At 45.3% G+C, this 26,113-nt stretch carries 22 protein-coding genes and 2 pseudogenes; 5 read left to right on the forward strand and 19 right to left on the reverse strand.

Annotation, left to right across the window (positions count from 1 at the left end; genetic code table 11):
• Positions 1–21: 21 nt before the first annotated feature.
• Positions 22–1,149: a deoxyribonuclease IV gene (locus ACU1JV_RS06895; protein ID WP_025677780.1), complete on the reverse strand. Its 1,128-nt coding sequence runs from the start codon at positions 1,147–1,149 to the stop codon at positions 22–24.
• 295 nt (positions 1,150–1,444) lie between these two features.
• Between ACU1JV_RS06895 and ACU1JV_RS06900 the strand changes: the two genes are divergently transcribed.
• Positions 1,445–2,353, forward strand: a complete 909-nt coding sequence (locus ACU1JV_RS06900) for a TIGR01777 family oxidoreductase (protein ID WP_413985768.1) — start codon at positions 1,445–1,447, stop codon at positions 2,351–2,353.
• A gap of 212 nt (positions 2,354–2,565) precedes the next feature.
• Here ACU1JV_RS06900 and ACU1JV_RS06905 read toward each other — a convergent pair whose 3' ends face one another.
• The 15 genes from ACU1JV_RS06905 to ACU1JV_RS06975 form a co-directional block, all read right to left on the reverse strand.
• Positions 2,566–4,350 carry a DUF6382 domain-containing protein gene (locus ACU1JV_RS06905; protein ID WP_413985767.1) on the reverse strand — a complete coding sequence of 595 codons (1,785 nt, stop codon included), beginning with the start codon at positions 4,348–4,350 and terminating at the stop codon, positions 2,566–2,568.
• Between the two features lie 61 nt (positions 4,351–4,411).
• Entirely contained in the window at positions 4,412–4,924 is a 513-nt protein-coding gene (locus ACU1JV_RS06910; RefSeq protein WP_013369967.1) for an A24 family peptidase, read from the reverse strand.
• Between the two features lie 88 nt (positions 4,925–5,012).
• Positions 5,013–6,008 (reverse strand): pilus assembly protein, encoded by a 996-nt coding sequence (locus tag ACU1JV_RS06915; RefSeq protein WP_058829181.1) that lies wholly within the window; start codon positions 6,006–6,008, stop codon positions 5,013–5,015.
• Positions 5,977–8,193: a hypothetical protein gene (locus ACU1JV_RS06920; RefSeq protein ID WP_413985766.1), complete on the reverse strand. Its 2,217-nt coding sequence runs from the start codon at positions 8,191–8,193 to the stop codon at positions 5,977–5,979. Before ACU1JV_RS06920 ends, ACU1JV_RS06915 begins: the two co-directional genes overlap by 32 nt.
• Before the next feature lie 40 nt (positions 8,194–8,233).
• Positions 8,234–8,902: a TadE/TadG family type IV pilus assembly protein gene (locus tag ACU1JV_RS06925; RefSeq protein WP_330720220.1), complete on the reverse strand. Its 669-nt coding sequence runs from the start codon at positions 8,900–8,902 to the stop codon at positions 8,234–8,236.
• Positions 8,902–9,096 (reverse strand): Flp1 family type IVb pilin, encoded by a 195-nt coding sequence (locus ACU1JV_RS06930; RefSeq protein ID WP_016820682.1) that lies wholly within the window; start codon positions 9,094–9,096, stop codon positions 8,902–8,904. Before ACU1JV_RS06930 ends, ACU1JV_RS06925 begins: the two co-directional genes overlap by 1 nt.
• A gap of 10 nt (positions 9,097–9,106) precedes the next feature.
• Positions 9,107–9,991: a type II secretion system F family protein gene (locus ACU1JV_RS06935; protein ID WP_016820683.1), complete on the reverse strand. Its 885-nt coding sequence runs from the start codon at positions 9,989–9,991 to the stop codon at positions 9,107–9,109.
• A 6-nt stretch (positions 9,992–9,997) separates the two neighbouring features.
• Positions 9,998–10,789, reverse strand: a complete 792-nt coding sequence (locus tag ACU1JV_RS06940) for a type II secretion system F family protein (protein WP_016820684.1) — start codon at positions 10,787–10,789, stop codon at positions 9,998–10,000.
• A complete protein-coding gene (locus tag ACU1JV_RS06945) occupies positions 10,786–12,033 on the reverse strand; it encodes a CpaF family protein (RefSeq protein WP_330720222.1) in 1,248 nt (415 codons plus the stop codon). Before ACU1JV_RS06945 ends, ACU1JV_RS06940 begins: the two co-directional genes overlap by 4 nt.
• Before the next feature lie 13 nt (positions 12,034–12,046).
• Positions 12,047–13,219 (reverse strand): ParA family protein, encoded by a 1,173-nt coding sequence (locus ACU1JV_RS06950; RefSeq protein ID WP_413985765.1) that lies wholly within the window; start codon positions 13,217–13,219, stop codon positions 12,047–12,049.
• A gap of 521 nt (positions 13,220–13,740) precedes the next feature.
• Positions 13,741–16,068, reverse strand: a complete 2,328-nt coding sequence (locus tag ACU1JV_RS06955) for a histidine kinase (protein WP_413985764.1) — start codon at positions 16,066–16,068, stop codon at positions 13,741–13,743.
• Positions 16,069–16,287: 219 nt separating this feature from the next.
• Entirely contained in the window at positions 16,288–17,175 is an 888-nt protein-coding gene (locus ACU1JV_RS06960) for a metal ABC transporter permease (protein WP_090736221.1), read from the reverse strand.
• Positions 17,172–18,101, reverse strand: coding sequence for a metal ABC transporter permease (locus ACU1JV_RS06965; protein WP_025677760.1), 930 nt, complete (start codon positions 18,099–18,101; stop codon positions 17,172–17,174). Before ACU1JV_RS06965 ends, ACU1JV_RS06960 begins: the two co-directional genes overlap by 4 nt.
• 5 nt (positions 18,102–18,106) lie before the next feature.
• Positions 18,107–18,871 carry a metal ABC transporter ATP-binding protein gene (locus ACU1JV_RS06970; protein WP_413985763.1) on the reverse strand — a complete coding sequence of 255 codons (765 nt, stop codon included), beginning with the start codon at positions 18,869–18,871 and terminating at the stop codon, positions 18,107–18,109.
• A gap of 14 nt (positions 18,872–18,885) precedes the next feature.
• The gene (locus ACU1JV_RS06975; RefSeq protein WP_016820692.1) at positions 18,886–19,857 is read right to left on the reverse strand and encodes a metal ABC transporter solute-binding protein, Zn/Mn family; all 972 of its coding nucleotides are present in this window, start codon (positions 19,855–19,857) and stop codon (positions 18,886–18,888) included.
• A 236-nt stretch (positions 19,858–20,093) separates the two neighbouring features.
• Between ACU1JV_RS06975 and ACU1JV_RS06980 the strand changes: the two genes are divergently transcribed.
• On the forward strand, positions 20,094–20,882 hold the full coding sequence (locus ACU1JV_RS06980; RefSeq protein ID WP_413985762.1) for a DUF3153 domain-containing protein: 789 nt from the start codon (positions 20,094–20,096) through the stop codon (positions 20,880–20,882).
• On the opposite strand, the gene ACU1JV_RS06985 is transcribed toward ACU1JV_RS06980, so the two are convergent.
• From ACU1JV_RS06985 to ACU1JV_RS06995, 3 genes and pseudogenes are all read right to left on the reverse strand, one after another.
• Complete coding sequence (locus ACU1JV_RS06985; protein WP_045244032.1) at positions 20,879–21,304, reverse strand: thiol-disulfide oxidoreductase DCC family protein; 426 nt, start codon at positions 21,302–21,304, stop codon at positions 20,879–20,881. The two genes, ACU1JV_RS06980 and ACU1JV_RS06985, sit on opposite strands and share 4 nt — an antisense overlap.
• Positions 21,305–21,429: 125 nt before the next feature.
• On the reverse strand, positions 21,430–21,756 hold the full coding sequence (locus tag ACU1JV_RS06990) for a hypothetical protein (protein ID WP_017426537.1): 327 nt from the start codon (positions 21,754–21,756) through the stop codon (positions 21,430–21,432).
• A gap of 123 nt (positions 21,757–21,879) precedes the next feature.
• Positions 21,880–22,298: pseudogene (locus ACU1JV_RS06995) on the reverse strand (organic hydroperoxide resistance protein).
• A gap of 435 nt (positions 22,299–22,733) precedes the next feature.
• Between ACU1JV_RS06995 and ACU1JV_RS07000 the strand changes: the two are divergent.
• The 3 genes and pseudogenes from ACU1JV_RS07000 to ACU1JV_RS07010 form a co-directional block, all read left to right on the forward strand.
• A complete protein-coding gene (locus tag ACU1JV_RS07000) occupies positions 22,734–24,053 on the forward strand; it encodes an Nramp family divalent metal transporter (protein WP_413985760.1) in 1,320 nt (439 codons plus the stop codon).
• Positions 24,054–24,336: 283 nt separating this feature from the next.
• On the forward strand, positions 24,337–24,879 hold the full coding sequence (locus ACU1JV_RS07005; RefSeq protein ID WP_016820697.1) for a PadR family transcriptional regulator: 543 nt from the start codon (positions 24,337–24,339) through the stop codon (positions 24,877–24,879).
• A gap of 103 nt (positions 24,880–24,982) precedes the next feature.
• Positions 24,983–26,096: pseudogene (locus ACU1JV_RS07010) on the forward strand (MFS transporter); the annotation flags it as partial.
• Positions 26,097–26,113 lie beyond the last annotated feature (17 nt).

Raw genomic sequence — 26,113 nt, forward strand, 5'->3', positions numbered from 1 at the left:
TGGCTATTAGTCCCCCTTATCTTATACCGTCACTGGCAGATGACTACCGGCAAACCAGGCAATCAACCGTTGATTAATGTGTTCTTCGCTCATCTCTGGAAACAGTCCTGCTTCCGTTATCATGTCATACAGACGCTCCAGCGGCTCACGTGGGTCTGCTTTTCTTGCTTTGGCATCATTTTTCAGCAGAGTCCAGGTGTCCAGTACAAATTTACGGACATCCACATCCTGTTTTTTGAAAAACGAATGCAGCTGCTCCACCTGACCCAAAAACTCATCTCCAAAGCGTTCCTTTACATTACCACGAAGCAAAGCAATCTCAACTTCATACATTGGTCGTTGAGTTTTGGCTTCTTTTCCAATCCACGGTGTCTCCAAAATAAACGGACGTCCTTGAAGTGCTTCATGATGTACCACATTATGAATAGTCTGATAACCAATCCAGCCTGATCCAATCGGAGTATGGCGGTCTTTATGAGCGCCAACCGGGTTTTTGCTGTCATTTATGTGAACAACTTGGATGCGATTCAAGCCGACAATACGGTCAAACTGCTCCAGTACACCGTCCAAATCATTGACAATGTCATAACCCGCATCATGAATGTGACAGGTGTCCATACAAACCGTCAGACGCTCGTTGCGCTCTACTTTATCTATAATGGAGGCAATTTCCTCAAAGCTACGACCCATTTCTGTGCCTTTGCCAGCCATCGTTTCAAGTGCAATGTTGACATCTGTCTCCTTCACACCGTTCAGTACCTCGTTCAAACCATCGGCAATTCGCCTAATTCCGTACTCTGCATCTTTATCTGTAAAAGCCCCCGGATGCAGCACGATATTTTTCACACCAATCGCATGTGTGCGCCGAATTTCCTCCTGAAGAAAGCTGACCGCAAGCTCATAGGTATTTTCTTTGTAGGAGCCGAGATTGATGATATACGGAGCATGCACCACGATATCTTCCATTCCCTTTTCCGCCATTAGCTGCTTGCCTTCCTCTAAATACATGGACTCCATCGGCTTACGGCGCGTGTTTTGCGGTGCCCCCGTGTATATCATAAACGAGCTGGACCCGTAAGAAGACGCTTCTTTTGTAGCGCTGAGCAGACCCTTGTCCGAGAAAGACACATGAGAACCAATTTTCAGCATGATTTTGATTCATCCCCCTATCCTGTTATGCTTGTCTTATTTTAATTTATTCATTTTAACGTGATTATTGAAATCAAACAACATAGCGTTTATGGCAACTTTTTTAGGTGACTCCCTAAAGGGAACCTACAGACATAGTCCACATCTGAATATGTGTTATTGTAATGTAGGTAGATTAAAGCATGAATGGACCTTCTTTAGCGTACACCAAATACATTCAATATGAAGCTTTTGTATCAAAAAGGGTTATATTTTATAACAGAAACATTTTTTGAATTGGAAGGAGAATAACTCCATGAATATCATCGTATGCGGAGGAACTGGATTGGTGGGGAGTGCACTGGTCAAAAGTCTGCTAGATGACGGATATACCGTGAAAGTCATTACCCGCAAGCCGCTGGTTGGACATGAAGCGAGCCCTCGCTTGCAGTATATGAGCTGGAACGAATTAAAACAAAAGCCTGAATTAATGGAAGGTACAGATGCGGTCGTTAATTTAGCAGGTGAGACGCTGAATCAGCGCTGGACGGATAAGTCCAAACAAAGAATTCTTCAATCACGACTGCTGTCCGTTGCCCGGTTGGCTCAAGCGTTGAATGCTCTGCAAAAAAAACCGGAAGTTATCATTCAGGCTTCGGCTGTTGCCGCCTATGGTACTTCCCTGACCGAAACATTTGACGAAAAAAGTCCGCGTCGTTCGGAGGATTATCTGTCTCAGGTAGTTGAGCAGTGGGAGGAAGCAGCCAACGCCTACCCTACCGATGCCCGTTTAATTAATTTACGCATCAGCCTAGTGCTGGATAGAAAAAAAGGAGCATTTCCACTCATGAAGATGCCTTACGTCTTCGGATTCGGTGGAAAAATAGGTAGCGGCCATCAATGGATAAGTTGGATTCATATTGCCGATATCGTTCGTCTGATCTCGTACTGCATTCATACACCAGAGATTTCCGGGGCAGTGAACGCTTCATCACCACACCCCATGACGAACGACCAATTTGGGAAAACAGTAGCTAAGGTATATCGTCGTCCGCGCTGGTTTCCCGTTCCTGGCTTTCTAGTCCAAAAGCTATTGGGTGAGATGAGCACGCTTGTATTAGACGGTCAAAAGGTAATACCGCGTAAAGCGCTGGAGCACGGATTTAAGTTTAAGTATTCTTCACTGAAGGAAGCGCTAGAGGAACTCCATTCTTCTCACAAGTAGCGTTGAATTAAAAAATGAACTCTATGGATGATAGATAATATCTTTGTATCTCTACCAGCTTAGGGTTCATTTTTGATTTAGACATAATCTATCAATTAAACTTGAGATCTTTGAGTTGTCTTGTTTTAGGCCTATGAATGGTCTTCTAGTTATAAAAAAGAAGCCCAGAATATAACAGGCCTCTTCTTAACATATATCCATTTAACGTTTACTCAAGATGCATTAGAGGATTTAAAAGAGTCCAATCGATAAATATAAGAGACTCCAGCGATTTTAAAAGTATCTCCATCCTTCATAGTATACTCCTTATAAGGCACCATAGGCTCTCCATTCAGCACTGTTCCGTTCGTCGAGGATAAATCTTTAATGATATGGCTTTGTCCTCCTGTAACTATACAAAGCTCAATATGAGAACGGGAAACTCCATCGGTATGCTCTACAAACTGGACCAATTGCGGATCTCTTCCGATGATAAAGCTACCTCCAACGAATTGGTCTAGCTGCAACCGTATGCGCTCGGTTTCTCCACTCCCAGATAACTTACGATCCAAACAAGCAATCGGCGAGTGCTGAACAGTTGGACTCGGTATCTCTTGATCCGGACGAAGCAGCACGGTTTCCTGCTTGGATATAGTATTGAGTAGCTCCGTTACCCCGGACAAGGACTTATAATAAGCCTCGCTAGTATCGCTGTCGTCCAATTCATTTCCCCGCATGGCACCTTTCCTCGAAGGCTCGTGCAAGTCATAATTTGTACTTACTTTCCCTCCATCCTCCGTCGTTCGGCTTCCCATGCTTTTAGATTCTGAGTCTGGAAAAGTCCAACGCCAGCTTTCCTGTCCTTGATCACTTGAATCGGATGATTGCTTGTCATGATGATGGCGTCCCGCTACAAACCCAGTTAGCTTATCTACCTGATAACGGTCATTTTTTCGCTGTGCTGGAGAAGCACCTCCTAACCATTCCGAATCCAATACAGGTACTGCCTCGCTATAAAAAGGAGATAAAGCTCGATTGCGCTCTAATTTCCCCGTCCAGCTTATATAAGCAACAGCGACAAGCACTAAAGTCAGCACAATCGAAATAAGCAAGGGAACCGTCTCTGGATGATCCAAATAAATATAACGCCAAACAATGGCCGAGGCGAGCAAACATCCGAGAGAAATGTATGTTTTATATTTTTGTAATTTAGGCTCCACCTCTTCATTTTCCATTTCGTTGTCGGCTCCTACCTCGACATTCTCCTCTGATTTTGCGGACTGCTTGAGTCGATTGACTCGCTTAAGCCCCTGAATTTCCTGCAGAGTCTCCCGATGTTCTTGGCCGTACGTTCTTCCGCCACGATCTGTATCGTTATCCTGTATGGTATGAGAGGAATGAACAGATGATCTACCTTCAGCCTGACCGCTGATGCTCTGTTCACCAGTCGCCATCCCTTGTAATAGTAGTTCCTTCAACGCGCTCAACTCAAATTCATTTCTATCGCATAGATCAAGTATGCGCTGTATAGATTCTCCCTGAAGGTGAGCCACACGAGTCATCAAACGAATAACCATCTGCTTAAAATAGCTACCTGTTTGTTGCGTATACTGTACACTGCACAAAGGAACATAGGTTAAACTAACGTTCTTCCTTGTGCCTGAACCGCTTATAAAAATGTAATCTTCGTGCAAAATAAACTGGCGGATATTTAACATATATTGTGGGCTACGATGAAGAGCATCTACTACTTCAAAAAGAATCCGGTAGAAATCAGAAGTCGACACATTCCCACCTTTCCATACTTGGGAAAGCATACGTTGCCCCGAAATATCGTAATGTAACTCGATCTGAAAATCGACTTCTTTTATTCTAAGTTCCAGCAGACCGGGAATCCGATTACCAGTCATCATTCGGGTCTGTACAGAATTTAAATCATCGGTCTTGAGCCCGCCTTCCTTGTTTAGAATCATAAACGTCCCGCCATTGCGAGCAAAATCCCTGCTTAAACCAAACAATTCATGACCTCCTTAACAATTCTTATTCCCTGAGGTAGCATGATCTCCCCAAGCGGACACGTCATGACAAGAAGTAAAGATAAGCACTGACCGCTCCTGGAATGACTGCCGTCATAAAGGGAAACCTGAGGTGCGCTTCTCTCCCACTAGTCAGCGCTTTGCCGCTGCGAAATAGGAAAAATCCTCCTAAATTAAACGCCACGCGTCGTAATCTCATGATGGTTTCCCTCCTCCATAGCAAAATCCCTATACCAATAATGCCTGCAAAAAAAATCGAATATAGAGCCGATTGCCACGCAAAAGCTGCACCTGTCCATGCTCCAATTAAGCCAAACAGCTTTACATCTCCTGCACCAATTGCTCCCATCCAGTACAAAATCAGCATGAATCCAAAGCCGGTGCCAAGACCAGCAATAGCAAATAAAAAACCGTGCCAGCCTCCGAACAGAGTATTGAACAGCAAACCCACCGCTATGCCGGGCAATGTAAGCTTATTAGGGATTTTCATGCTTCGTAAATCTGTCACTAGCGCGATCGCCAGCAGAACTCCACACACAATATACATCCATGTCAATGCGGTCTTCCCCCTTCATAACAATGAAAATTAGCAGGCCTGCCAAATCATTTTTCAGTGTAGTTAACTCTATAAGTCTATATCTAGCCTATCCATCAGTTGTCTTCTGCACAGAAAACGGAACCTCAATACGTTGGCCATCCTCTGTTTCAATTACAAAGCTCCATTGACCTGGTGTTGTGTTTGTTCCTACAAACCAGTTCCATTCAACAATCCCATCTGCATTGGCTGAGGTCCAGCCCAAGTGCTGAGCTGTGCTTTCACCTGACTTATAAAGTACAGAAAGGGTAGCATTCGTCCCAGGTTCAACCTTGGCCTTGATCAAATTGTATACACCCTTCACAGCAGGCTCAGGCTTGACAAGCAACTGTATGGAATGCTGCGCATCCTTATCCCCTGTTTCATCACCTGTACCTGCTCCCTCTCCTGTATCACCAATCCAAAGACGTTCCTCAGCCGCCGCTTGGAGCACAATGTTGCGATACAAAAAGGGGACTTTCATCGGTAGTTCATACGATAGCTCTACTCTAAAATAAGGGTCCTTAGTTTCTGTAAGAGAGGGTACATGTACGCTCGTTATATGAATACGGTCATACTCCAGAATACTTTTCTCCATAAAAGGCTTTAGCATCGGCTTCAGAACAGGATCAAGTGCAGCCTCCGTCAAGCGTCCCCGCAGCTCCTCCAGCGGCTTTTGACCGCCTTGAACAGCGTTTTCTACCCAGTCGCCGATTGGAGGTGGCAGTTGGGCAGCGAATTGGCTTGCATATTCACTCACAGATAACTTAGGAAGTTCATCTAGCGGTTTGCGGACTGCATCTATTTTAGCGGACGCCGTCTCCACGGCTAGAGACACCGGGTAGATTTTAGCCGAAACCTGCTTAACCGTTTCTGAAGCGGTAGTCTGCAAGGCTGTGGAGACCAGTGTCATTTGGACCATATAAATGAGAAAAATAATAAAAAACAAAAACAATGGCAACACCAGTGACGCTTCTAAAACAATACTTCCTTGTTCACGCTGCTTCAGTCCACAAGCCTGCCGTAGATACTGATTAATAGGAAAAATGCGCTGTTTTCGTGACATAGTACACACTTCCCTTAATACTCTCGCCTTCTTTGGAGGCGGTTCCGAGCATTTTCATTACTCCAGGTAGAAACCACAGCCTCATCCCATTCTTGACCTCACCCTTCGCATAGGTCCGTCGCTCAGCTGGATTGACATCTGTATTCAGGCGGATCAGAGCAAGCATACGGGACATTTTTCGTTCATTATTGCTATGGAGCATCAGGAACAATCGCAAATGATCCTTGTAAGTCATTCGAAATTTCAGAAAATCAGACAAAGGAACATCCCCTTTTTGCGCCAGCATGATCATATCTTCAATCGCCTTCTCTACTCCATATAACAAAGCTGCCGCCAAAACGACCAACGGGTTGCCCTTTGAACTGTTTTTGACCAGTCCCTCCATCGTTCGAATGGCAAGCCTCATAGCAAAAATCTCCCCATAGGCAGCTGCCAGATTACCCGTCGGATTATGAAAGCCATACAAGATGTACTCAACTTCTTGATTATTCACCTCCAGCTGGTCCCCTAAAATCTGTGCAGCATTACCCACATTTCCACCTGATCCGGCCAAATTGCCAAATCGGCTGAAATCCACATGATGGAAGTATGAAAGTGCATATTCATTCTGGTAAAACTCGTCTCCCAGTTGAGTCAGTAAGTTGGATGCCGCCTCGTATAGACCATCCATACTATCCATGGAATCCCCCGCTGCATCGTAGGTGTCATAGGACAAATCAGCAGATACAGATGGACTGGATGAAGACTGATTAAAAGAAATACTTTCATTATAATACTGCTCTACCACTCGGAATTGCTCAGCACTTTGTTTACCTTTAGAAAGAACCTCAATGATCCGATAGGCTTGCTTGAGCTTGTTTTTCGCCTCTTTTTCCATTTTTTTGCGTTCTTTGTCCGGGCCGCGTCGCGTATCCATCGTTCTGGCCTCACCGTCGAGTACATTGGCGGGTCCTGCCCAAGCATATGCATTTAAGTATTTATCTATCTCCTTGAGCGTTGAAGCAACTTCTTGCTTGAGCATGTCTGCATTCAAAAATGGATCTGTATAGAAAGACAGTGTACGCATCATGCTCGTTATTCTATTGTTAGCAGTATTTATTACGATCCTTTGCTTTTCGATTTCTGCTTCCCATTGCTCAAATTCATTGCTCGGAACCAACAAATCCTCTGCCCTTTGCCGGGCACTTCCTACAGACGGATCAGCGTTGGAGCCTGCTCCGCTTGGGGTGGGGGCTGCAGAAACCTCGTCATAGCCTGCATTGGCCGCCCTCTGCTTATATTGAACAATGACTTTGCGCATTTCTTCATTAATCTGCCGAGCTTCATTTAATGGTTCCTTGGCTTGCAGAAGCAGCTTATCATGCTCCTCTCCAGTCTGAACCATGACCTGTCGCAGGCGATCCAGTGCTTTTCTTGCCCTTCTTGCATATTTCTCCATCTGCATGATTTTAACGTCATCCACACTCTTCTTGTTGTCCTCATATACATGTACGTAATGCTTATATTGAGCAGCAATGTCGGCTACAACTTCAAGTGGGTCCCATATATACTGATTGGGCATATATGTCCCCCTCTGTTTAATAATCCGTTTGCGAACCTCTTCCATATAAGCTCCTGCCTTACGCTGTTTCTCCAGCATGTCATCCAGTTTGGCCTCACGTCTGTCATACAGCTTTTGCAGCCGTTTCAGCAAATCTACCGTGTGTGAAGCCTCCTTCATATTTTGAGAGAGCGGCTTTAGCTTTTCTAGCACTTCCATCGTAAAATCGACAGGTGCTTTATACTTCATCTCTTCACGGATTTGCTCGTTAAATATGGCATATTTACCAAGCTCCCTTTCCATTTGCAGTGAACTGGAATCCAGCTTCATATTCATTAGCGGCAGCGTTTCCGCGCGCGCCGTACGCCGTGTACTGTCATTCAGCACTTTGACCATTATTTGTTCTCCGCCACCTTCACCATAAGCAAACAAACCGTATTCCTGCTGTAATGCCGGGTCATAAGCAGACATCACTGACCGAACCGCCGCATGGGTCAGCCGTTCAGTCTGTACATGCAGCGCAGCAATTCTCGCATAATCAATAAATACAGCAATAAAACCAAACATGACCGCCAAAATCAGAATGAGGAAAACCGTGACAGCCCCTGATTCCCTGTCCTTTGTATTACGTCCCTTACCAAACACCCGCTTCCTCCTTTCCAGTTACATTCCCGTTACCTACTCCTTACTGACCGTTTTGCCCATATTGCATCAATACTTTCCCTACAATTGCCGGATCTACCTTTTCACCTGAGCCTCTCCCCATAAACTTCGCACCATAATAACGGACCAATTCCACTGTACGAATCCATTCCACAGGTTCCACCACACCCGAGCTCATTTTTCCTTGTAAATCTGTATGATCTAAAAACTGATTCAACAAAGGTACCTCTACGATTTTATTTAGCTCTGTGGTCACCTTACGGTGAATCATACTGTTCTCATATGTCATCTGCCCATGCATGCCCGCAGGCATTCTATTTTCTGCATTGGACAACTTCTGAGCAGGTAACGAGCCTCCTTCATTGCCGCCCGGTACCTGTACAGTTTCCTGATTATAGGCTCCGGCCCAGCCAAACAGGGCGCCTAACATAACATCATCCTTCAAGCGCCAATAGAGAGAATCCCGTTGCCCTTGCGCAAATGCTCCCGTACGTGGGTCCTTAAAGCTGTTATCCCAACTGTAAGCGGCTCTTTCTGAAGCAGTAGAAGCAACCTGCACCAATATAGATTTTTGATATATATACAGGCAAAAAAATAACATTATAAAAATGGCCAACAGCAGAATGGGAAAGACGAGGGAAGCCTCCAAGGAGAAGCTCCCGTCCTCTTTTTGTACCAATTTGCGCAGCATTATGAATCCATAAAGTCGTTACTTTTTTTATCTGCCTTTTTCAACAGCCCTTCTACAATTTTCTTAATCTGATCTTTAAAGATAATCGCCACCGCAATCAGAATCGCAATGATCAAGATCATTTCTAACGTCCCCAAACCATCCTCATTCTTGTACAATTTACGAATACTACCTGCTACAATTGTCATCATCATTTTATTCCTCCTACATATTCATCATCATTAAAGCCGGAGCACCCACCAGCACAATGACCGTTAGCAAAATTAGTGCCATCGGGAAGACTAACTTTGAAGAAGCCTGTTCCCCTCTTGTGCGGCTAATTGAAGTCCGCTTGCTCCATAACGTCTGAGATAACTCACGTAAAGCCATTACAAAATCGCTCCCACCACGCCTCATATTCAATAAAACTGTCGTTGTAAATATCGTCACTTCTTGAATACCACAACGTTTGCTCAGATGTTCAAATGCCTGTTGAAACGAATAGCCACTTTCCCATTCCCCCACTGTCTGCCGCAATTCCCGATACAATGGATGTACCGTATCCGCCCCTTTACGTTCCACGCAATGAAGCAAAGCCCGTTGTACCGTCTCTCCCGCACCAACTAGAAGCATCATTTTACTCAATAATTCAGGCAATTCCATTAAGATTTGCTGATCCCGCTTCTGTACTTTCCCATGTAAATCCTTGACCAGCGCAACTGGCACCAGAATACCGAGCCCCAAGCCAAGCACCAGCCCAGTCGCTTCCCCGCCCATCATAAGCGATATTAAGGCTCCACCAGCAGCCACCATATATCCGTAACCCAACATTTCTGCCAGAAAAAGCATCGTTTTTTCTCCGCTGTGGCGCATACCATACAGCTTCTGTATCGAACGCTGTAGCTTGAACATCAGCAAAGGCAGCCTATGAGTGGCACGTGAAACATGAAGCATGTGTACAAAAGGCACCGAAAGTTTTTGCAGCCGCATTCCTTCCAGTTTCATATGGCGAAAATGTGCATACTTAGCAGCGTACATTTGGTTCAGCACCACCCAACCTCCCACTTGCAGAACCAGCATGACCAGACAAACCAACATCAATACACCCATCACTCCTTACACCTCAATCTTCATAATGTGGTTGATCCACACGAGACAACCACCAAGCACCAGAAGACAAAAGGTTGATAAAATCCTACCTGTACCGCTGTATAACGGCATCATGTAGTCTCCCGCTGTCACTGTCATAAACAAAACAAACAAAAAAGGTGCTGCAAACATAACCCTCGATTCAAAGCGCTTCTGCGCAATCATTACACCGATCTCCTGCTGAATTTCCAGCTTCTCCCCAATGACACTTGAAGCCCGTCGTACGACTTCCACCAGATCACCTCCGGTTCGTTTGCAAGCCGCAAATACGTCCGCAAAATTCGTAATATCCTCCATCTGGGCCCGACGAGCCAAATCCTGCAAAGCAGCCTCTACAGGCTGTCCGATTTCAAGGCAGGCTGTAATAATGTTAAATTCAAAAATCAGATCGTGATCTCCATCCGGACTAAGCAACCTCAAATCCTCTACAGCCTCACGAAACCCATTCTCCACCGACCTTCCCGCTGAAAGAGAAGAAGAAAGCGAGTATAAAGCCTGCTTGAATTGAATGCTTAAAGCAGACCTACGTCGTTGCAGCAAAAACTTTCTAAAATAACGAGGCATCACCACAGCACCAGCAGCACACAGCAACGATAATATCCATTGGTGATAAAATAGATATCCGATCATCGCGAACAACACTCCACTAAAGAGAATGCACATACTTTTTTGTACAGTCGATAAGGTATACACCGTATAATCCGGCAGAGAAGGGACCTCACGCGACACTTGCTTGCCAGTCGCCTTTTCTGTTCTCATACCGATACTCCTTCTCTGTGCCAGCTTTCCGGTTTGATTCCGGCCATTTGCAGCTTCAATGTATGTTGCAGCCCCACACCACAACGCTCCAGTTCCCCTACGATTTGTCCTTTACTTTCTCCGCGTTCCTGGAAGCGATAAAGGGGATTCAATCTTACCTCACCATTCTCAAAGCCAATCACTTCGCTAATTTCCAGCACCCTTCTGGATTTGTCACGTAGTCGTGACAGATGAACGAATATATCAATGGCCGAGCTGATCTGTTGCCGTACTACTCCAAGCGGAAGCTCTGCTCCTCCGAGTACCATCGTTTCCAGCCGGCTGACCATATCGCGGATATTATTCGCGTGCCCAGTTGATAAGCTTCCATCGTGTCCTGTGTTCATCGCTTGCAGCATATCCAACGCCTCACTCCCTCTGACCTCACCCACCACGATGCGATTGGGCCGCATACGCAGGGAGGAACGGATCAGATCACGAATCGTGATTTCTCCCTTCCCCTCGGTGTTCGCGTTCCGTGTTTCCATGGAAACCAGGTTGGGGACAGTCACAATTTGCAACTCTGCCGAATCTTCAATCGTAATAATCCGTTCAGACGAAGGGATGAACTGGGATAATGCATTCAGAAAAGTTGTTTTACCAGAACCCGTTCCGCCGCTTATAAAAATGTTGTACTTGCTGCGTACCAAGTCTTTGAGCATAGCCGCGGATTCTGTATTGAGCGCACCTATTCGTATCAAATCATCCATCGTCATGGGACGCTCGGGAAACTTCCGTATAGTCATTGTCGGTCCCTTGAGAGCAACTGGCGGCAGTACAATATTTACACGTGATCCGTCCTTTAATCGGGCATCCACAATGGGAGAAGCCTCATTCACAATTCGGTTCACCCCGGCTACAATTGTCTGGATCAAATCCTCCAGTCGTTCGCGGGATTCGAATTGATCGGACACCTGAATCACCTCACCTGCCCGCTCTACAAAGATTTCCCGATGACTGTTGATCATGATTTCCGTAACGGTCGGGTCATCAATCAATGGCTGGAGCACATCCAACCCACGGAAAGAGTTGAAAATTTTGCGGACAAGTGCATGCTTCTCTCGGGAAGTTAAGCTCGCTAGCTCTACGTCGTGTAAAATTCGCTTTTCGATATGCCGTACTAGATCTGTATCTTTTACTGAGGACGTTACGTCCAGCCCGTTACGAATATCTGCGCGCAATGCCTTAAATTGTTCCTCATTCATGTTCATCATCCCCTTAAGACCAAGCAGCCGTCGACTGTGCAGCGCTCTCCATATCCAGCAGCTCACGGCACAAATGGCGGATTTCCCGCTGATAAATCGGTGAACTTAGCAGCAGTTCACGATGCTGCATCTGTTTCCATGAAGGTATATAGGGTAACGCACCGTTCAGCTCCATAAAGTCACGAGGTAACGAGTTGATCATAGTTCCCATGTAGCGGTTCACCACAAAGCTGGTTTTGCATATCATGGCTTCAAGCCCCTCAGGCTGCGTAGTTTCTAAAACATCCAGCCATAATCCGCACTTGTGCATACTCATTAAATCGTCAGCGAGCAACCAGATTAGCTTATGACTAGCTTCAAGCACGGCTTGAGCCCGCTCACCATGTTCAGAATCGCTATCTACGATCACTACATCATATTGCCCGCTTTCACCAATCGTTCGAATGAGCTCTTTCGCTTCAACACAAGTCATATCCGTCAATTCCTTGCGATTATAGACAGGTTGAAACGTATCAGCCTGAATTTCAGCACGACGTACACAATAGGAAGCCACAGATAACGAAGTACCCTCATTTCCCTCCGACTTGAGGTCATACAGTAGTCTGGACAGTCCTTCTCTTTCTCCTTGTGCTCCGCTAGAACTGTCTGAACCAGTAAACAACGAGCTTGAATCCACCGTTTCCAGATTCAAATAAAATACCGAATATCCCTCATTCCCCAGTTGCTTGGACAGATTGAGCGCGGCCGTTGTCTTGCCCAATCCGCCTGAAGCTGCCACCATGCCGATAATCATTCCACCTTCCCGACTGTTTACGCTTTTCCGACCATTCGACCTCTGTCTCGCCGTTTCCAAAATAAAACCGACCAGCTCAGATAAAGGCTGATATTTTAATACAGGCTGCCCATATTCGCTTACTTGTTCTCCCTCATGTAATACCAAACAAGGAATATCTGCATCTTCCCGAGCTGTCCATAGACTCAGAAAAGACATTTCACCTACTACCACATCTGGTTTTTTCATTCCGCTGGTTTCCATCATGTATTGATGAAATGCCTCCGGCTGCGAAAAAGCCGTTATTCTGAGCCTTCTGGCGTACTCGCTTCCGTGAACATAATTCAGCAGAGGCTCAATATAATCCCGACCTTCTACGGCCAATACCACTTTTACCGGAACCAATACGCTCATCCCCTTTCCCAACACAACAACGCAAAAAAGCACCGTTCATCCATCCGTAAGTACATACGGTTGGTGAACGGTGCTTCCGTCACGTGCAATCTATTTACTGGTAGAATAGCATAGCACCTATGTTAGAGCAAGTATTTTTTGCGCACGTATTTTCCTAGAATCCTGGTACTAGGAGAAGGCGGGCAAGTCTAGCCCCGCCTCCTACGATCTTCAACTTAGTAGAATTTGTGGTGACGACGATGACAGTCATGATGGCGATGATGGCGACGTTTCCGGCAATGACATTTCTTATCAAAGTCTTCATGTTTCCAGTGATCACGTTTAAATTTTGGTTTAAACTTAATGACAGTCACCTTAATGATTTTCTTAAAAACACGTTTTTTTGGCTTTGGAAAATGACAATCATGCTTACGATGTTTATACATTCAAACTCGCCTCCATTTCTTTGAGATAGAATATACTATGGAAGCAGTGAATAACCGGTAACCAGCATATGACTATTTATGAATGGATTGGGCATTTTAATAATCTGTCTCCAGCTTAATATCCGGATCATAATCCGCCACGATAAGAACATCCATATGACGTGCTTGACGGAGAATCCTCGGCACAACCGCAGTCTTCCCCCAACAGCTACTTCGGGAAGACTGTCCCACGATGAGCTGCGTACCTGAATATCCTTCTACTGGAGCAATCAAAATGTCGGCAATCTCGCGTCTGCTGGAAACAAGCCGAATTTCAAAGGTTCCCCCCAGTCGGTGGGTCAGCAGCTTTATTTGTTCCAGACGAGGGTTCAATCTCTCCGGTATACGCTCACCGATATGGACATAAGTCACAATCCACACAGCCTTCAAACGAAATGCGATACGAAAACCGCGGCGAATCAACCTTTCAGCATTTTCACTTAGCGTCACGCCTACAAAAATCACTTCCTCCCTGCGCCACGGTCCCCGAAGTGACTCGTGCCGATCCCAGGATTCCAGCCGCTCATCTACATCATCTGCCAATTCCCGCAAAGCAAGTTCACGCAGCGCAATTAGATTACCCAGCTTAAAAAAGTGGCTAAGTGCCTGCTCCACCTTCGCAGGAGCGTAAATTTTGCCCTCACGCATACGTTGCTGTAACGATTTGGGAGCCACATCAACAAGCTGTACTTCATCGGCCAGACGCATCATATGGTCAGGAACTGTTTCTCTCACCCGAATGCCAGTAATTTGTTCTACGGCGTCATTCAAGCTCTCCAGATGCTGCACATTCATTGTGGATATAACAGAAATACCTTGTTCCAAAATGGCCAGTACATCCTCATAACGCTTAGATCTCAGACTTCCCGGAACGTTGGTATGTGCCAGCTCATCAACTAGCACTACCTCAGGATTACGCCTGAGAATGGCTTCAGTGTCCATCTCTTCCAAATGTGCACCATGACGCTCGATAGACTGACGGGGAATCATCTCCAGAGATCCTACCTGGGCTAGTGTTTCTGCTCTTCCGTGCGTTTCCAGCAATCCGATAACCACATCAATCCCGCTTTCCAGCAGATCATTTCCCTCTCTCAGCATGGTGTATGTTTTGCCGACCCCCGGAGCAGCCCCAATATATACTTTGAGCTTGCCCCGCAGAATTTTGGCTTCCTCAGCCTGCACTTCCTCAACGCTCAAACGATGATACGGGTCAGTATCTCCTTCCTCCTGTCTCATCGTTGGCAAAATCCGTTCGCCCTCCTGCTCGGCTCGGTCTGCAATCAACAGCAAATCCATATTTTTCATTCGTTTTAAAATTCCGTTCACCAGTGATCCTTTAACCAGCTCCTGCCACGGAGTCTGCCGAGAATGCCCCATAACAATTCGGGTAACATTGTGAGTCACCGCATAATGGATAAGTTGACGTGGCAGCCTTCTGCGGGAAAAGAGCGGGATTTCTTCAAATGTCGATCCGATCTTATCGGCCAACTGCTCAATGGAACGTTTGAAGGCTGCTGATTCCTTGGACAGCTTGCGCTTCGAGCTGACAAAAGAGACCACCAGCATATCTCCACCCAATCGCTTGGCCACCTGTTCTCCCCTACGTACATAAATGGATCCATTCCAATGATATTGGACAGGCACCAAAATACGCTCTGCTGCTCCTGACGCCCCGTGCAAGCCTAGCTCCTCCCGGTGCCGTTCCAGCGAATCATTCACATCCTCTGCCACCAATCGCAGAGCGAGCTCACGCAATTTACCCAGATTTCCCCGGTGAAACATCTCTGGATTGGGCGTATGCATGTAACCTTTCGCCAGCCGTTCCAGAATCATCTCCGGGGTGGCATCAATTAGACGAATTTCATCCGCCAGCTCCAATGTATCAACCGGAACCGTATATTCCGCTTCAAAGCCAGTCAGCTGATATACCCACTCCGTGATCCCTTCGAGTTCATAAACATTGACCGTCGTAATGACGCTAATTCCCATCTCCAGCAAATACCGAATATCCTCCAGCCTTGTTGGAAACGAGGCGTCTTTTCGGTTATGATGTGCCAAATGATCTACCAGCACCACCTCAGGATTTCGCGCCACTAAAGCTTCCACATTCAGATCCTTTTGCTCCTCGCCATCCTTCATCCAATGAATACTGGGTACTCGCTCTAGGGAGCCGACCTGTTCCACGGTCTCACGCCGTTGCAGAGTCGATACCGCACAAATTACAACATCAATCCCTTCATGCTGCAGCGATTGTCCCTCCTGCAGCATATGATACGTTTTGCCAGAGCCACTGACCGCACCAATGTATATTTTGAGTCTGCCTCGATGCAATTTGTTAATGGAATCCAGTATCTCCTCTGGTGATTTACGTTTGAAGCTCTCCAATTTCGTTCCTCCCCGCAGCGTAACAGCTCGTTCCGAATCCTTCTGTGTGATTGTAAAGAATGTACTCCCGTGTCCCGGTTAATTCAAGATGACCCAACAAGCTTGCCTCAAAAAAAGCCGCACAGATTAGCATAAGCTTAAAAAAGCGTGCATTCAGGCACTTTATGCCCGTCTGCACGCTATTATGAGTAATTCATATAGGAACACTTCCTACGAGACTCACTTGCTATTTTCGCCAATGATTCCCCGTTGTTGAAAAAACTTTCGCCATACCACACCATGAGACGGGGAAAATAGAAAAGCCAAAAGCAGCAACACACCCGATACACACAGCATACATGCCGCAATAGAAGCATCCAATACAGTTGCTGTATAAAAGCCTACGATCGAGCTAATGGCTCCAACTCCCACGCTGTATGCAATCATACGGGACAGCTTCTCCGTCAGCAAATAAGCGGTAAGAGGCGGTACAACAAGCATGCCAACCACTAGAATTGCACCCACACTCTCAAATGACGCCACTGTCGTTAGTGATACGAGACTCATTAGCAGATAATGAAAAAAAACAACCGGAATGCCCAATGAAGCGGCCAATGCGGGATCAAAGGAAGTGACTTTAAATTGCTTGAAAAAGCCCCCTACCACGAGCAGATTGATCAAAAACATTGCCCCCGTAATCCACACAGCCCTCGGACCTATATCGAAGCCAGCAATCTCTATCGTATTCCACGGAACATAAGCAATTTCCCCATACAAAACGTGGTCCATATCCAGATGGGCATCGGAAGCAAACACACTGATCAGTAAAACACCGATAGCAAACAATGTTGTAAACACAACGCCAATGGCAGCATCACTTTGCAGACCGCTTTGTTGGAATAGCTGAATCAGATACACCGTTAGAAGCCCCAGCACGGCAGCACCAAACATCATCCACACCGAATCCCTCGATCCGCTGATGAGAAAGGCAATGACAATACCAGGCAGTACCGCATGACTGATGGCATCACCGATCATAGCCATTTTCCGAAGCACGAGAAAGCATCCGACGATACTACATCCCCCTGCCACTAACATTCCCGTCAGGATCACATAAAATGAACTCATAGGGCACGCTCCTCCCTGGGCTGTGTTCCAACTCCCTGCTCCAGACTTTTTCTGGCGTTTAACTGAACGATAGCCTTGGAAATCATTCCACGCTGCGGCGCAAAGATCAGACTTACACCAAATACCACAGTCGCACACAACACGCACAATGGTCCTGTAGGCAAATTTTGTCCCAGAGAGCTAATAACAGTCCCACCAAGACCCGCTATAGCACCAAACAAGCCTGAAAGGCATACCATAACACCCAGCTTCTCTGTCCAGTATCTTGCCGACACGGCCGGGGTAATCAGCAGGGCAGCCATCATAATGACGCCCACAGCTTGAATACCAGCCACCACCGCAATGACAATCAACAGCATTAATAACTTATCCAGTAGACCTGCCGGAAAACCAAGTCCACGGGCAAAGCCGGGATCAAAGCTGAGCAGCTTAAATTCCTTGAAAAATAATAAACATATTCCAATGAGCACCACCGAAATTACCGCCATCGTATAGACATCAGACAACACCATTGCCGCAGCCTGGCCAAATAAAAATTTATCCAGCCCACTTTGGTTGCCTGCGCCACTATGCTGAATTTCGGTCAACAACATAATGCCGAAGCCAAAAAACACGGACAGCACCGCTGCAATCGCTGAATCACTTTTAATTCGCGAATACCGGGTTAGCGCACTGATGGCAAAGGTAGCAACAATCCCTGCAATGGCTGCTCCAATCATAAATCCAAACATGGATTTTGTACCTGTGATCATAAAAGCCACACATACCCCCGGCAAAGCCGCATGTGCCAAAGCATCTCCCATAAGTGATTGCTTACGCAAATACATAAAACTGCCAATCACCCCGCTGCTTAAACCGAGTAAAATACATCCAAGCAAAATCCATTGCATGTTCGGGTCTGCCAAAAGCGCTGCCAAGCTTGTCATACTGCTCACCTCACTCCGAGTATCGTGCCGGATTCCGAACCTGTTTTGAGTATACTCAGACGCCCGCCATACGTACGTTGCAGATTTCCCTCGGTAAAAATATCTGCGGTCTCTCCAAATGCCATCAGATGCCCGTTCAACAGCATAACCTGGTCAAAATAATCCGTAACTGTAGATAAATCATGATGGACGACAAGCACGGTTTTCCCCTGCTGTTTTAGATCGTTAAGTAATGAAATAATAGCTTTTTCTGTTGCAGCATCCACACCGACAAACGGTTCATCCATAAAATAAAGCTGAGCGTCCTGCGTAAGTGCTCTCGCCAAAAAAACACGTTGCTGCTGCCCGCCTGACAATTGACTAATCTGCCGGTCTGCAAATTTGCTCATTCCAACCTTGTCCAAACTCTCCATCGCAGCCTGACGATCTGCTGCTCCCGGACGCTTAAACCAGCCCAGTCTGCCGTACCGTCCCATCATAACCACATCCAGGGCATTCGTCGGAAAATCCCAATCCACCGACTCCCGCTGCGGTACATATCCAACCTTGAGTAGCTGTTGCTTATAGGGCTTGCCGTAGACCAGCACCTCACCCCCGAGCTTTGGAATTAGCCCAAGCACGGCCTTGATCAGTGTAGATTTGCCAGCTCCGTTGGGACCAATAATACCAATCAGCTTGCCTTCCGGCACCTCAAAGGAAACATCGAACAAAACGGGCTTTTTTTGATATGCTACCGATAAATCACGAACAACAAGTGGTGAATGTCCCATGTGTCTACGCCTCCTTATTTAAGAGCTCTAACGATCGTATTCACGTTATGCTTGACCATTCCAATATATGTTCCATCTTCTGTACCCTCTTCACCCATAGCATCCGAATACAGCTCGCCGCCAACCTTTATGGTATGACCTTGCTGAGCTGCACCCTGGATAACGGCATCGATGGCCTTTCTCGGCACACTCGATTCTACAAATATGGCTTTAATTTTATGCTCCACCAGATAATCTCTCAGCTTGGTCACATCTTGTGAGCCTGCCTCTGACTCGGTACTCATACCTTGAAGGCCTCTTACTTGAATCTGGTAAGCGTCTCCGAAATAGCCAAAGGCATCATGTGCTGTGACAAGTACGCGCTGAGCCTTCGGTATACTGGCAATCTGCTCTCTCGTGTAATCGTCCAGTTCTCGTAGCTCAGCGAGATAAGCTTCGGCATTGGCCTTGTAATCCTCCGCATGAGCAGCATCCAGTTCCGACAATTCATCTCTGACCGTTTCTACCGCAGACACCCAGTTTTGTACATCAAACCAAATATGCGGATCATACTCAGACCCCATTTCTGGGCTAGCTGCACGCAATAGATTTTGAGCAATGTTTTTGGACACGGGAATGACGGGCTTTTGCTTGCTGATTTTCTCCAGAATGTCCTGCATTTTTCCTTCCAGATGCAACCCGTTATAAAAAATGATGTCGGCTTCATCCAGTTTGCGCATATCTCCCTGAGACGCCTTGTACAAATGTGGGTCAACACCTGACTTCATAATTCCCGTGACCTCCACATGAGCACCGCCGACCTTCCCGACAATGTCAGAGATCATACCGATGGTAGTTGTAGCCTTTATTTTTTGCCCAGCCTCCTTCGCAGCTCCCTGCTCTGTCTTCTTGGCATCTGTACATGCCGTCGCTAGGACTAGAACCAGAGACAACACTCCAACCGTCGCTACCCATTGCGGCAAAGCCTTCTTAAACTGCTTGTTCATGTTTTAAAATCCTCCTCTTAATATTTGTTTTGGGACAAACTATTTCCTCGAGACAATTATTTTTTAACTACGCTATATTTTAGAGTATACACTAAAGTTTTTACCTAAGGAAACATTTTTGAGATATAAATCTTAACTATTCTTTTATATCGTTCGATTTTGGCTCTCCGAATGTGTAATATATAGAAGATATCCAGTCGCTATACCAAAGAAACCATACAAAGAAGGTGCAGGTCATGGACCCAACAGGATACAGCCCTTATCGGAACAAACGTCGGCAAATACAGTTACGAAAAATAATGCTCAGATTTATGCTGGTATGTTGTCTGCTTACCCTAACTTCCTGTGCTCGGGGTGACATTCATGTAGATGTTCATCTGGATCAAAGTGTAGATATGGATGCAACGTTCAGCGTAAACAACCAGACACTGATGATGTTGGACAATCCGGGGCTGCTCGATCGATTAATTCAACGTATACAAAGCAACAATGTAGACGTACAGCCGCTATCGGAGCAGGGGAGAAAGGGTTATCAAATAAAGGGGCATTATCAAGGGGATTGGAGTACAAACCAAAAAAATCCCGATCAGGGTTTAAATCTGCCTGAGGGATTAGAAATAAATCGCGCAGTGAGCCAGCATTTTTTCACAACCAATATGGATCTTACGCTTAAGCTCGATCTACCTCGGATGCTTCCTGAAGAAGCTCGTGGCCTGAGTGATAAATTAGAACAAATGAATGTGTTCGCACGCAAATTACTAGAGCGGCAACTGGATCTTAACTTCAGCCTATCCCTACCCATCCAGCCTGCTTCCAGTAATGCGGACCGTGTGTCGGATGACGGAAAGACACTCTATTGGGACATTGCTCCATTAGAGTCTAACGAGCTAAAATTGTCGGTCAACGTACCCAATGTACGCCATATCGTGTATGTATCGGTTACGGGTCTTCTACTGATCGCAGTAGCTGTAATATTACTGATTCGTAATGATCGCCGCAAAAATAAACACAAAAGAAGCAACTAAAAAAATCGTTTCCTAATTTCTGGTGGGGGGATCTGACATTGATCCTCTTCATCCTTGCCAAACCAACGATATCGGTTACGAGCTACCCAGTTATAGACTGCGTTGCGCACAAAGCGGGGAATCAAGATGAATACATAAGCCAGCGGATATGGAAAACGAAGGCGTTTGGCAATCCGTAAAGCTGCGGTTGACCTTGTATAATACGTACCGTCTTCAATCAGCACGAATGTATCCAGTTGATCTGTAGACAGTCCACCTGCACGTAAAAGTTCTTGTCCTGCCTCGGATTGCAGGGAACCAAAATGGAATATTCCCTTAGGATCACGTTTGATAATGAAGCGGGTTGCTCCCTGACAAAAGTGGCATACCCCATCCACCAATACAATGGAATGTTCGATATGGATATGACTAGACTGGTTCATCAACGTACTTCACCTCCACAGAGAAATCAACGGCATGAAAACGCAACGATTCAATTATAAACAAAAAAACGTCGAAAATATCCGACGCTTGTCTAGAACTGTATAATCCTTACCTGTTCGAAAAACTAGCTCAATGCTTTCTCAAACAGCTGTTTAGCATTAATTTGCTCTAAAAACTCTTCATGGAACTGATCCATACACTTGCAGATAAAATCCTTATGGCATACCGGGCAAGGTGTCGTTAGCAGTCGACTAATATTCGTCAAAGTCCACTCCGGATTACGTTGAGAAAAAACGCGGCACTCCGTTCCATCGGCCAAACTCATTTTAAACTCATAAAGCCCTTCCTTTTCGTTGCTACCAGCCAGCGTGAAATTAACAATATTCGGTCTGTAAGACATCATATCACCCGTATTTTTCAAATTTGTTTCGTACCTGATGACCAGAATCACCTATGACATCTTAATGAATTTTGGCGGTGATGTCAAATGGTTGCACATATCAGCGGATCAAGATTTAGGTGCAAAAGCCGCCGATCCATCGGCGGCCGTGTGTGAAATCTTTAAAAAATGCGGTCAAATGACGTTGAGTTCAACATCAATATTACCACGAGTGGCTTTAGAGTACGGACAAAAATCATGTGCTTGGCTGCCAAATCTTCCGCCTGGGAACGCTCAATCCCCGGTATTTTTACATCCAGACGCACCGCCAACTGGAAGCCGCCGTCGCTTGGGTCCTTACCAATCGATACGTGGCTGGTGACCTCTACATTGTCCACCTTTATCTTGGCTTTGCGGGCCACATTCGCCAACGCACTCTCATAGCATGCGCCATAGCCTGCCGCAAACAATTGCTCCGGATTCGTAGCGTCTCCACCTGCGCCACCCAATTCCTTCGGTGTGCTTAGCTTATGCTTTAATACCCCGTCTGAAGAAGCCACTGAACCATCTCTTCCACCATGTACCGTTGCTGAGGCTGTGTATAACGCTTCCATGATTTCATCTCTCCTTCTCCATCTTATTTGCATTCCGCAGGAATCCTCATCATGTTAATACATGATTTCCTTCTCGTATGTACTTTAAACGAGCCACGCAAAATGAATCATTTCAAAAGGGATAATAACCCTTTTATTTACCGTTTAGTTCCACTTCTTTTATGTTTACACTATATGTTATAAGCCCCTAACTTGATGAGCCGCCTACACTTAGAAAATTCAAAACGACCAAGCTGCCCCTTGAGAGCAATATAGCTTGGTTTTTTCCATTGTTTAGTTTTAATTAAGATGGCCAATTGCTTCAAAAATACGATAAATTTGCTTAACCACATAAAAGTTGCACTAGACAAAAACTATTGTGGGTGTACAATAGGGATAACACAATCGCTATGTCACTAATAATATATTTCAATATGAACAAAGAAGGTGAAGCGTATGAAAAATTCAAAGGGCAACTTCGCGGAAATCGCTTCACTATCGGAAGTGAATCGTTCTTTGAGCGTCCCGAAGGATGGCACCTGGTTTCGGAAGTTTCTTGCCTTTGCTGGACCAGGCTATATGGTCGCTGTCGGCTATATGGACCCTGGCAACTGGGCTACAGACATCGCTGGGGGATCAAAATTCGGCTACACACTGCTTAGTGTCATTCTAATCTCCAACCTGATGGCCATTCTGCTGCAAGCCTTATCTGGCAAGCTCGGTATTGCTACAGGTAAAGATTTGGCTCAAATGTGCCGTGATGCTTACAGTCGTCCTGTCGCGATCGGCTTATGGCTTTTATGCGAAATTGCCATTGCAGCCATGGATTTGGCCGAGGTCATCGGTTCAGCCATTGCACTGAAGCTGCTATTCGGTCTCCCGTTGCTATACGGAGTCATCATTACCGCATTTGATGTTATGCTCATTTTGCTGCTGCAAAATAAAGGTTTCCGGGCATTGGAAACACTCGTCATTGTATTAATGGCCACGATTGCCGGCTGTTTTGGCATTAATCTCATTTTGGCACAACCGGAATGGGGCGGCGTATTGGGTGGCTTTGTACCGGACTCACAAATATTGACGAATCCAAGCATGCTGTATATTGCCATCGGTATTATGGGAGCTACTGTAATGCCACATAACCTGTATCTGCATTCTTCTATTGTACAAACTCGCAAATATGAGCAGACATCAGCAGGTAAACGGGAAGCTATTACATTTGCAACTTGGGATTCCAGTATAGCGCTCATGTTCGCTCTATTCATTAATGCAGCCATCTTGATCGTAGCAGCTGCCGTGTTCCATACAGCAGGAAGAACAGATGTAGCAGAGATTAGTGATGCCTATTATCTGCTTTCGCCATTACTGGGAACCACACTTGCGAGCATACTGTTTGGAGTGGCATTACTCGCCTCAGGTCAAAACTCGACCGTGACAGGTACTTTAGCCGGACAAATCGTGATGGAGGGCTTCTTGAACCTTCGTCTCTCACCTTGGTTGCGTCGTTTGGTGACCCGCCTTATTGCAATTATTCCGGCAGTCATCGTCACTGCGATTGCAGGTGAAAAAGGTGCAGAAGAGCTACTTGTGCTAAGTCAGGTTATTTTATCCATCCAGCTCCCTTTTGCCATCATTCCATTACTGCTCTTTACCAGTGACAAAAAGATTATGGGTGAATTTGCAAATAAAATGTGGCAAAAAATAATAACCTGGATCGTGACTGCTGTCATCATTATCTTGAATGTAGTCCTCATTATTCAGACGATTACAGGTTGACAGACTGTTTGCAAGTAACCAATAAAAAAAGAGGTATTCCTGGAGTCCAAAATAGCCATGGAATACCTCTTTTTATTCATTTATTTTTCCAATATGCTTAGAATCAACGCTGCATTCTGTTCAACAAAAAACATAATACCTACTGTTTCTTTCGTATATTTACGGCTCTCTGTTTTTGTAAACCTATACATCATTGGATTGTAATGATATAATCCGACTATAATCCTTTACTAAATATTTAGTATAAAACATTTAGCAATAAAGTTATGGAGGAGATATCATCTTGAGTACGACACGTGTAATGGTTCTTGGGCTCTTGCTACAATACGGAGCAATGTCTGGATATGAAATACAACAGAAAATGCAATCAGCACAAACGGATAAATGGGCTTATGTGCAACCAGCTTCCATATATCACGCCTTAAAAAAACTGGACTCAGAAGGTATTGTGCGTTTAGAAACATTGGAACAGACAGGGAATCGGTCTAAAGCTATATATGCTATTACGGAGGCTGGGAAAAGCGAGTTTAGTCGGCTTTTAATCGAATCATTTAAAGAAACTTCTGTTGTGTTCCCAACAGCCCTGTACACAGCTTTGACTTTTATGGATGAGGCTGGCCTCCATGAAATAGAAGAAGCTTTAAGTTTTCAGCATCAAGCCATTGAAAAAATCTATAAAGAAATGAAACTAGGGCAAGAGCAAAAAGCTGAACTTATGGATATCCCTGTAAACGTCATGCTAATTTTCAAAAATATTTATGATCAATGCGAGCTTCAATTAAAATTTGTTAAGCAAATTAAAGAGGAAATCAGAAGAAATTCATAAGGAGGATGTAGTAATGAAAATGAGTAAAGGGGTACACAATAAGCAAAAGGCTGCTCTAATCGTTGTCGGATTAGCTGTATTCATTGACATGTTAATCTATGGATTAGTCGTACCCATTTTGCCAAGATACGCAGATTCTCTCGGAGCCACTCAAACCGAAATCGGATTTTTGTTCAGTAGTTATGCAATTGCACTATTTATAGCTACTCCTATTTTTGGTCTGTTAACGGATCGAATTGGGAGAAAGACTCCTCTGTTATGGGTTAATTGGACTCATAGCTTCCACTTTAATGTTCGCCATAGCCCACACCTTCTGGCTGCTTGTACTGGCACGTGCTCTTCAAGGGGTCGCAGCCGCAATGACCTGGACAGCAGGGCTCGCTCTGCTGGCTGAGCTATACCCACCTGAAGAACGCGGCAAAGCCATGGGCTTGGCGTTATCTGGGCAAGCCGCTGGAACCCTTCTCGGACCGACAATTGGCGGCTGGTTGTATCAATGGGGAAGTTACCACCTCCCTTTTTACTTTGCCATCGCATTGGCTGTCGTTGATGCTATACTTCGATTAGTACTCCTGCACGATATTCCGGAAGAGAAAAATGAAAAGTACGTATCTCCTTTTTCGTTCATGAAAAATAAAGATTTGCTTTTGGTTATCGGGGTTGTAATTATCGGGGCATCTGTCCCAAGCGTACTTGAGCCAACATTACCGTTACACCTGCAGCACAATTTTAGCGCTAATCCAGGAGTTATCGGATTGTTATTTGCTATTCCCACACTTGCTTATGGCCTGGCAACACCCTTTATAGGTCAGTTCTCCATCAAGATCGGCTATAAAAATGGAATTCTCCTCGGTCTACTTATGATATCCATTGCTCTTCCTCTGACAGCACTTCCAGCAATATTATCGCTTCAAGCTGTTATTCTAGCTGTTTTAGGGGTTAGCATGGGTATGGTTCTTGCTCCCTGCTTACCTCAACTTGCTGATATTTCTCAACGAAGTGGCATTCATTCTTATGGAATTACTTTTGCTCTCTATAACACGGCATACTCGATTGGTCTAATGATCGGCCCTATTTTGAGCAGTACTCTCACCGATTTAATGAATATTCAATTATCTTACTTAGTCATTGGTATGATTGTATTAATATACATGTTGGTACTCGCTTCAGCCTTAAGGAAAACCAAAAATTCATCAAACAATGTAAAGCTAAGTAAATAAGTGAACAACAAATT

This window comes from Paenibacillus sp. T2-29 (genome assembly GCF_052921365.1).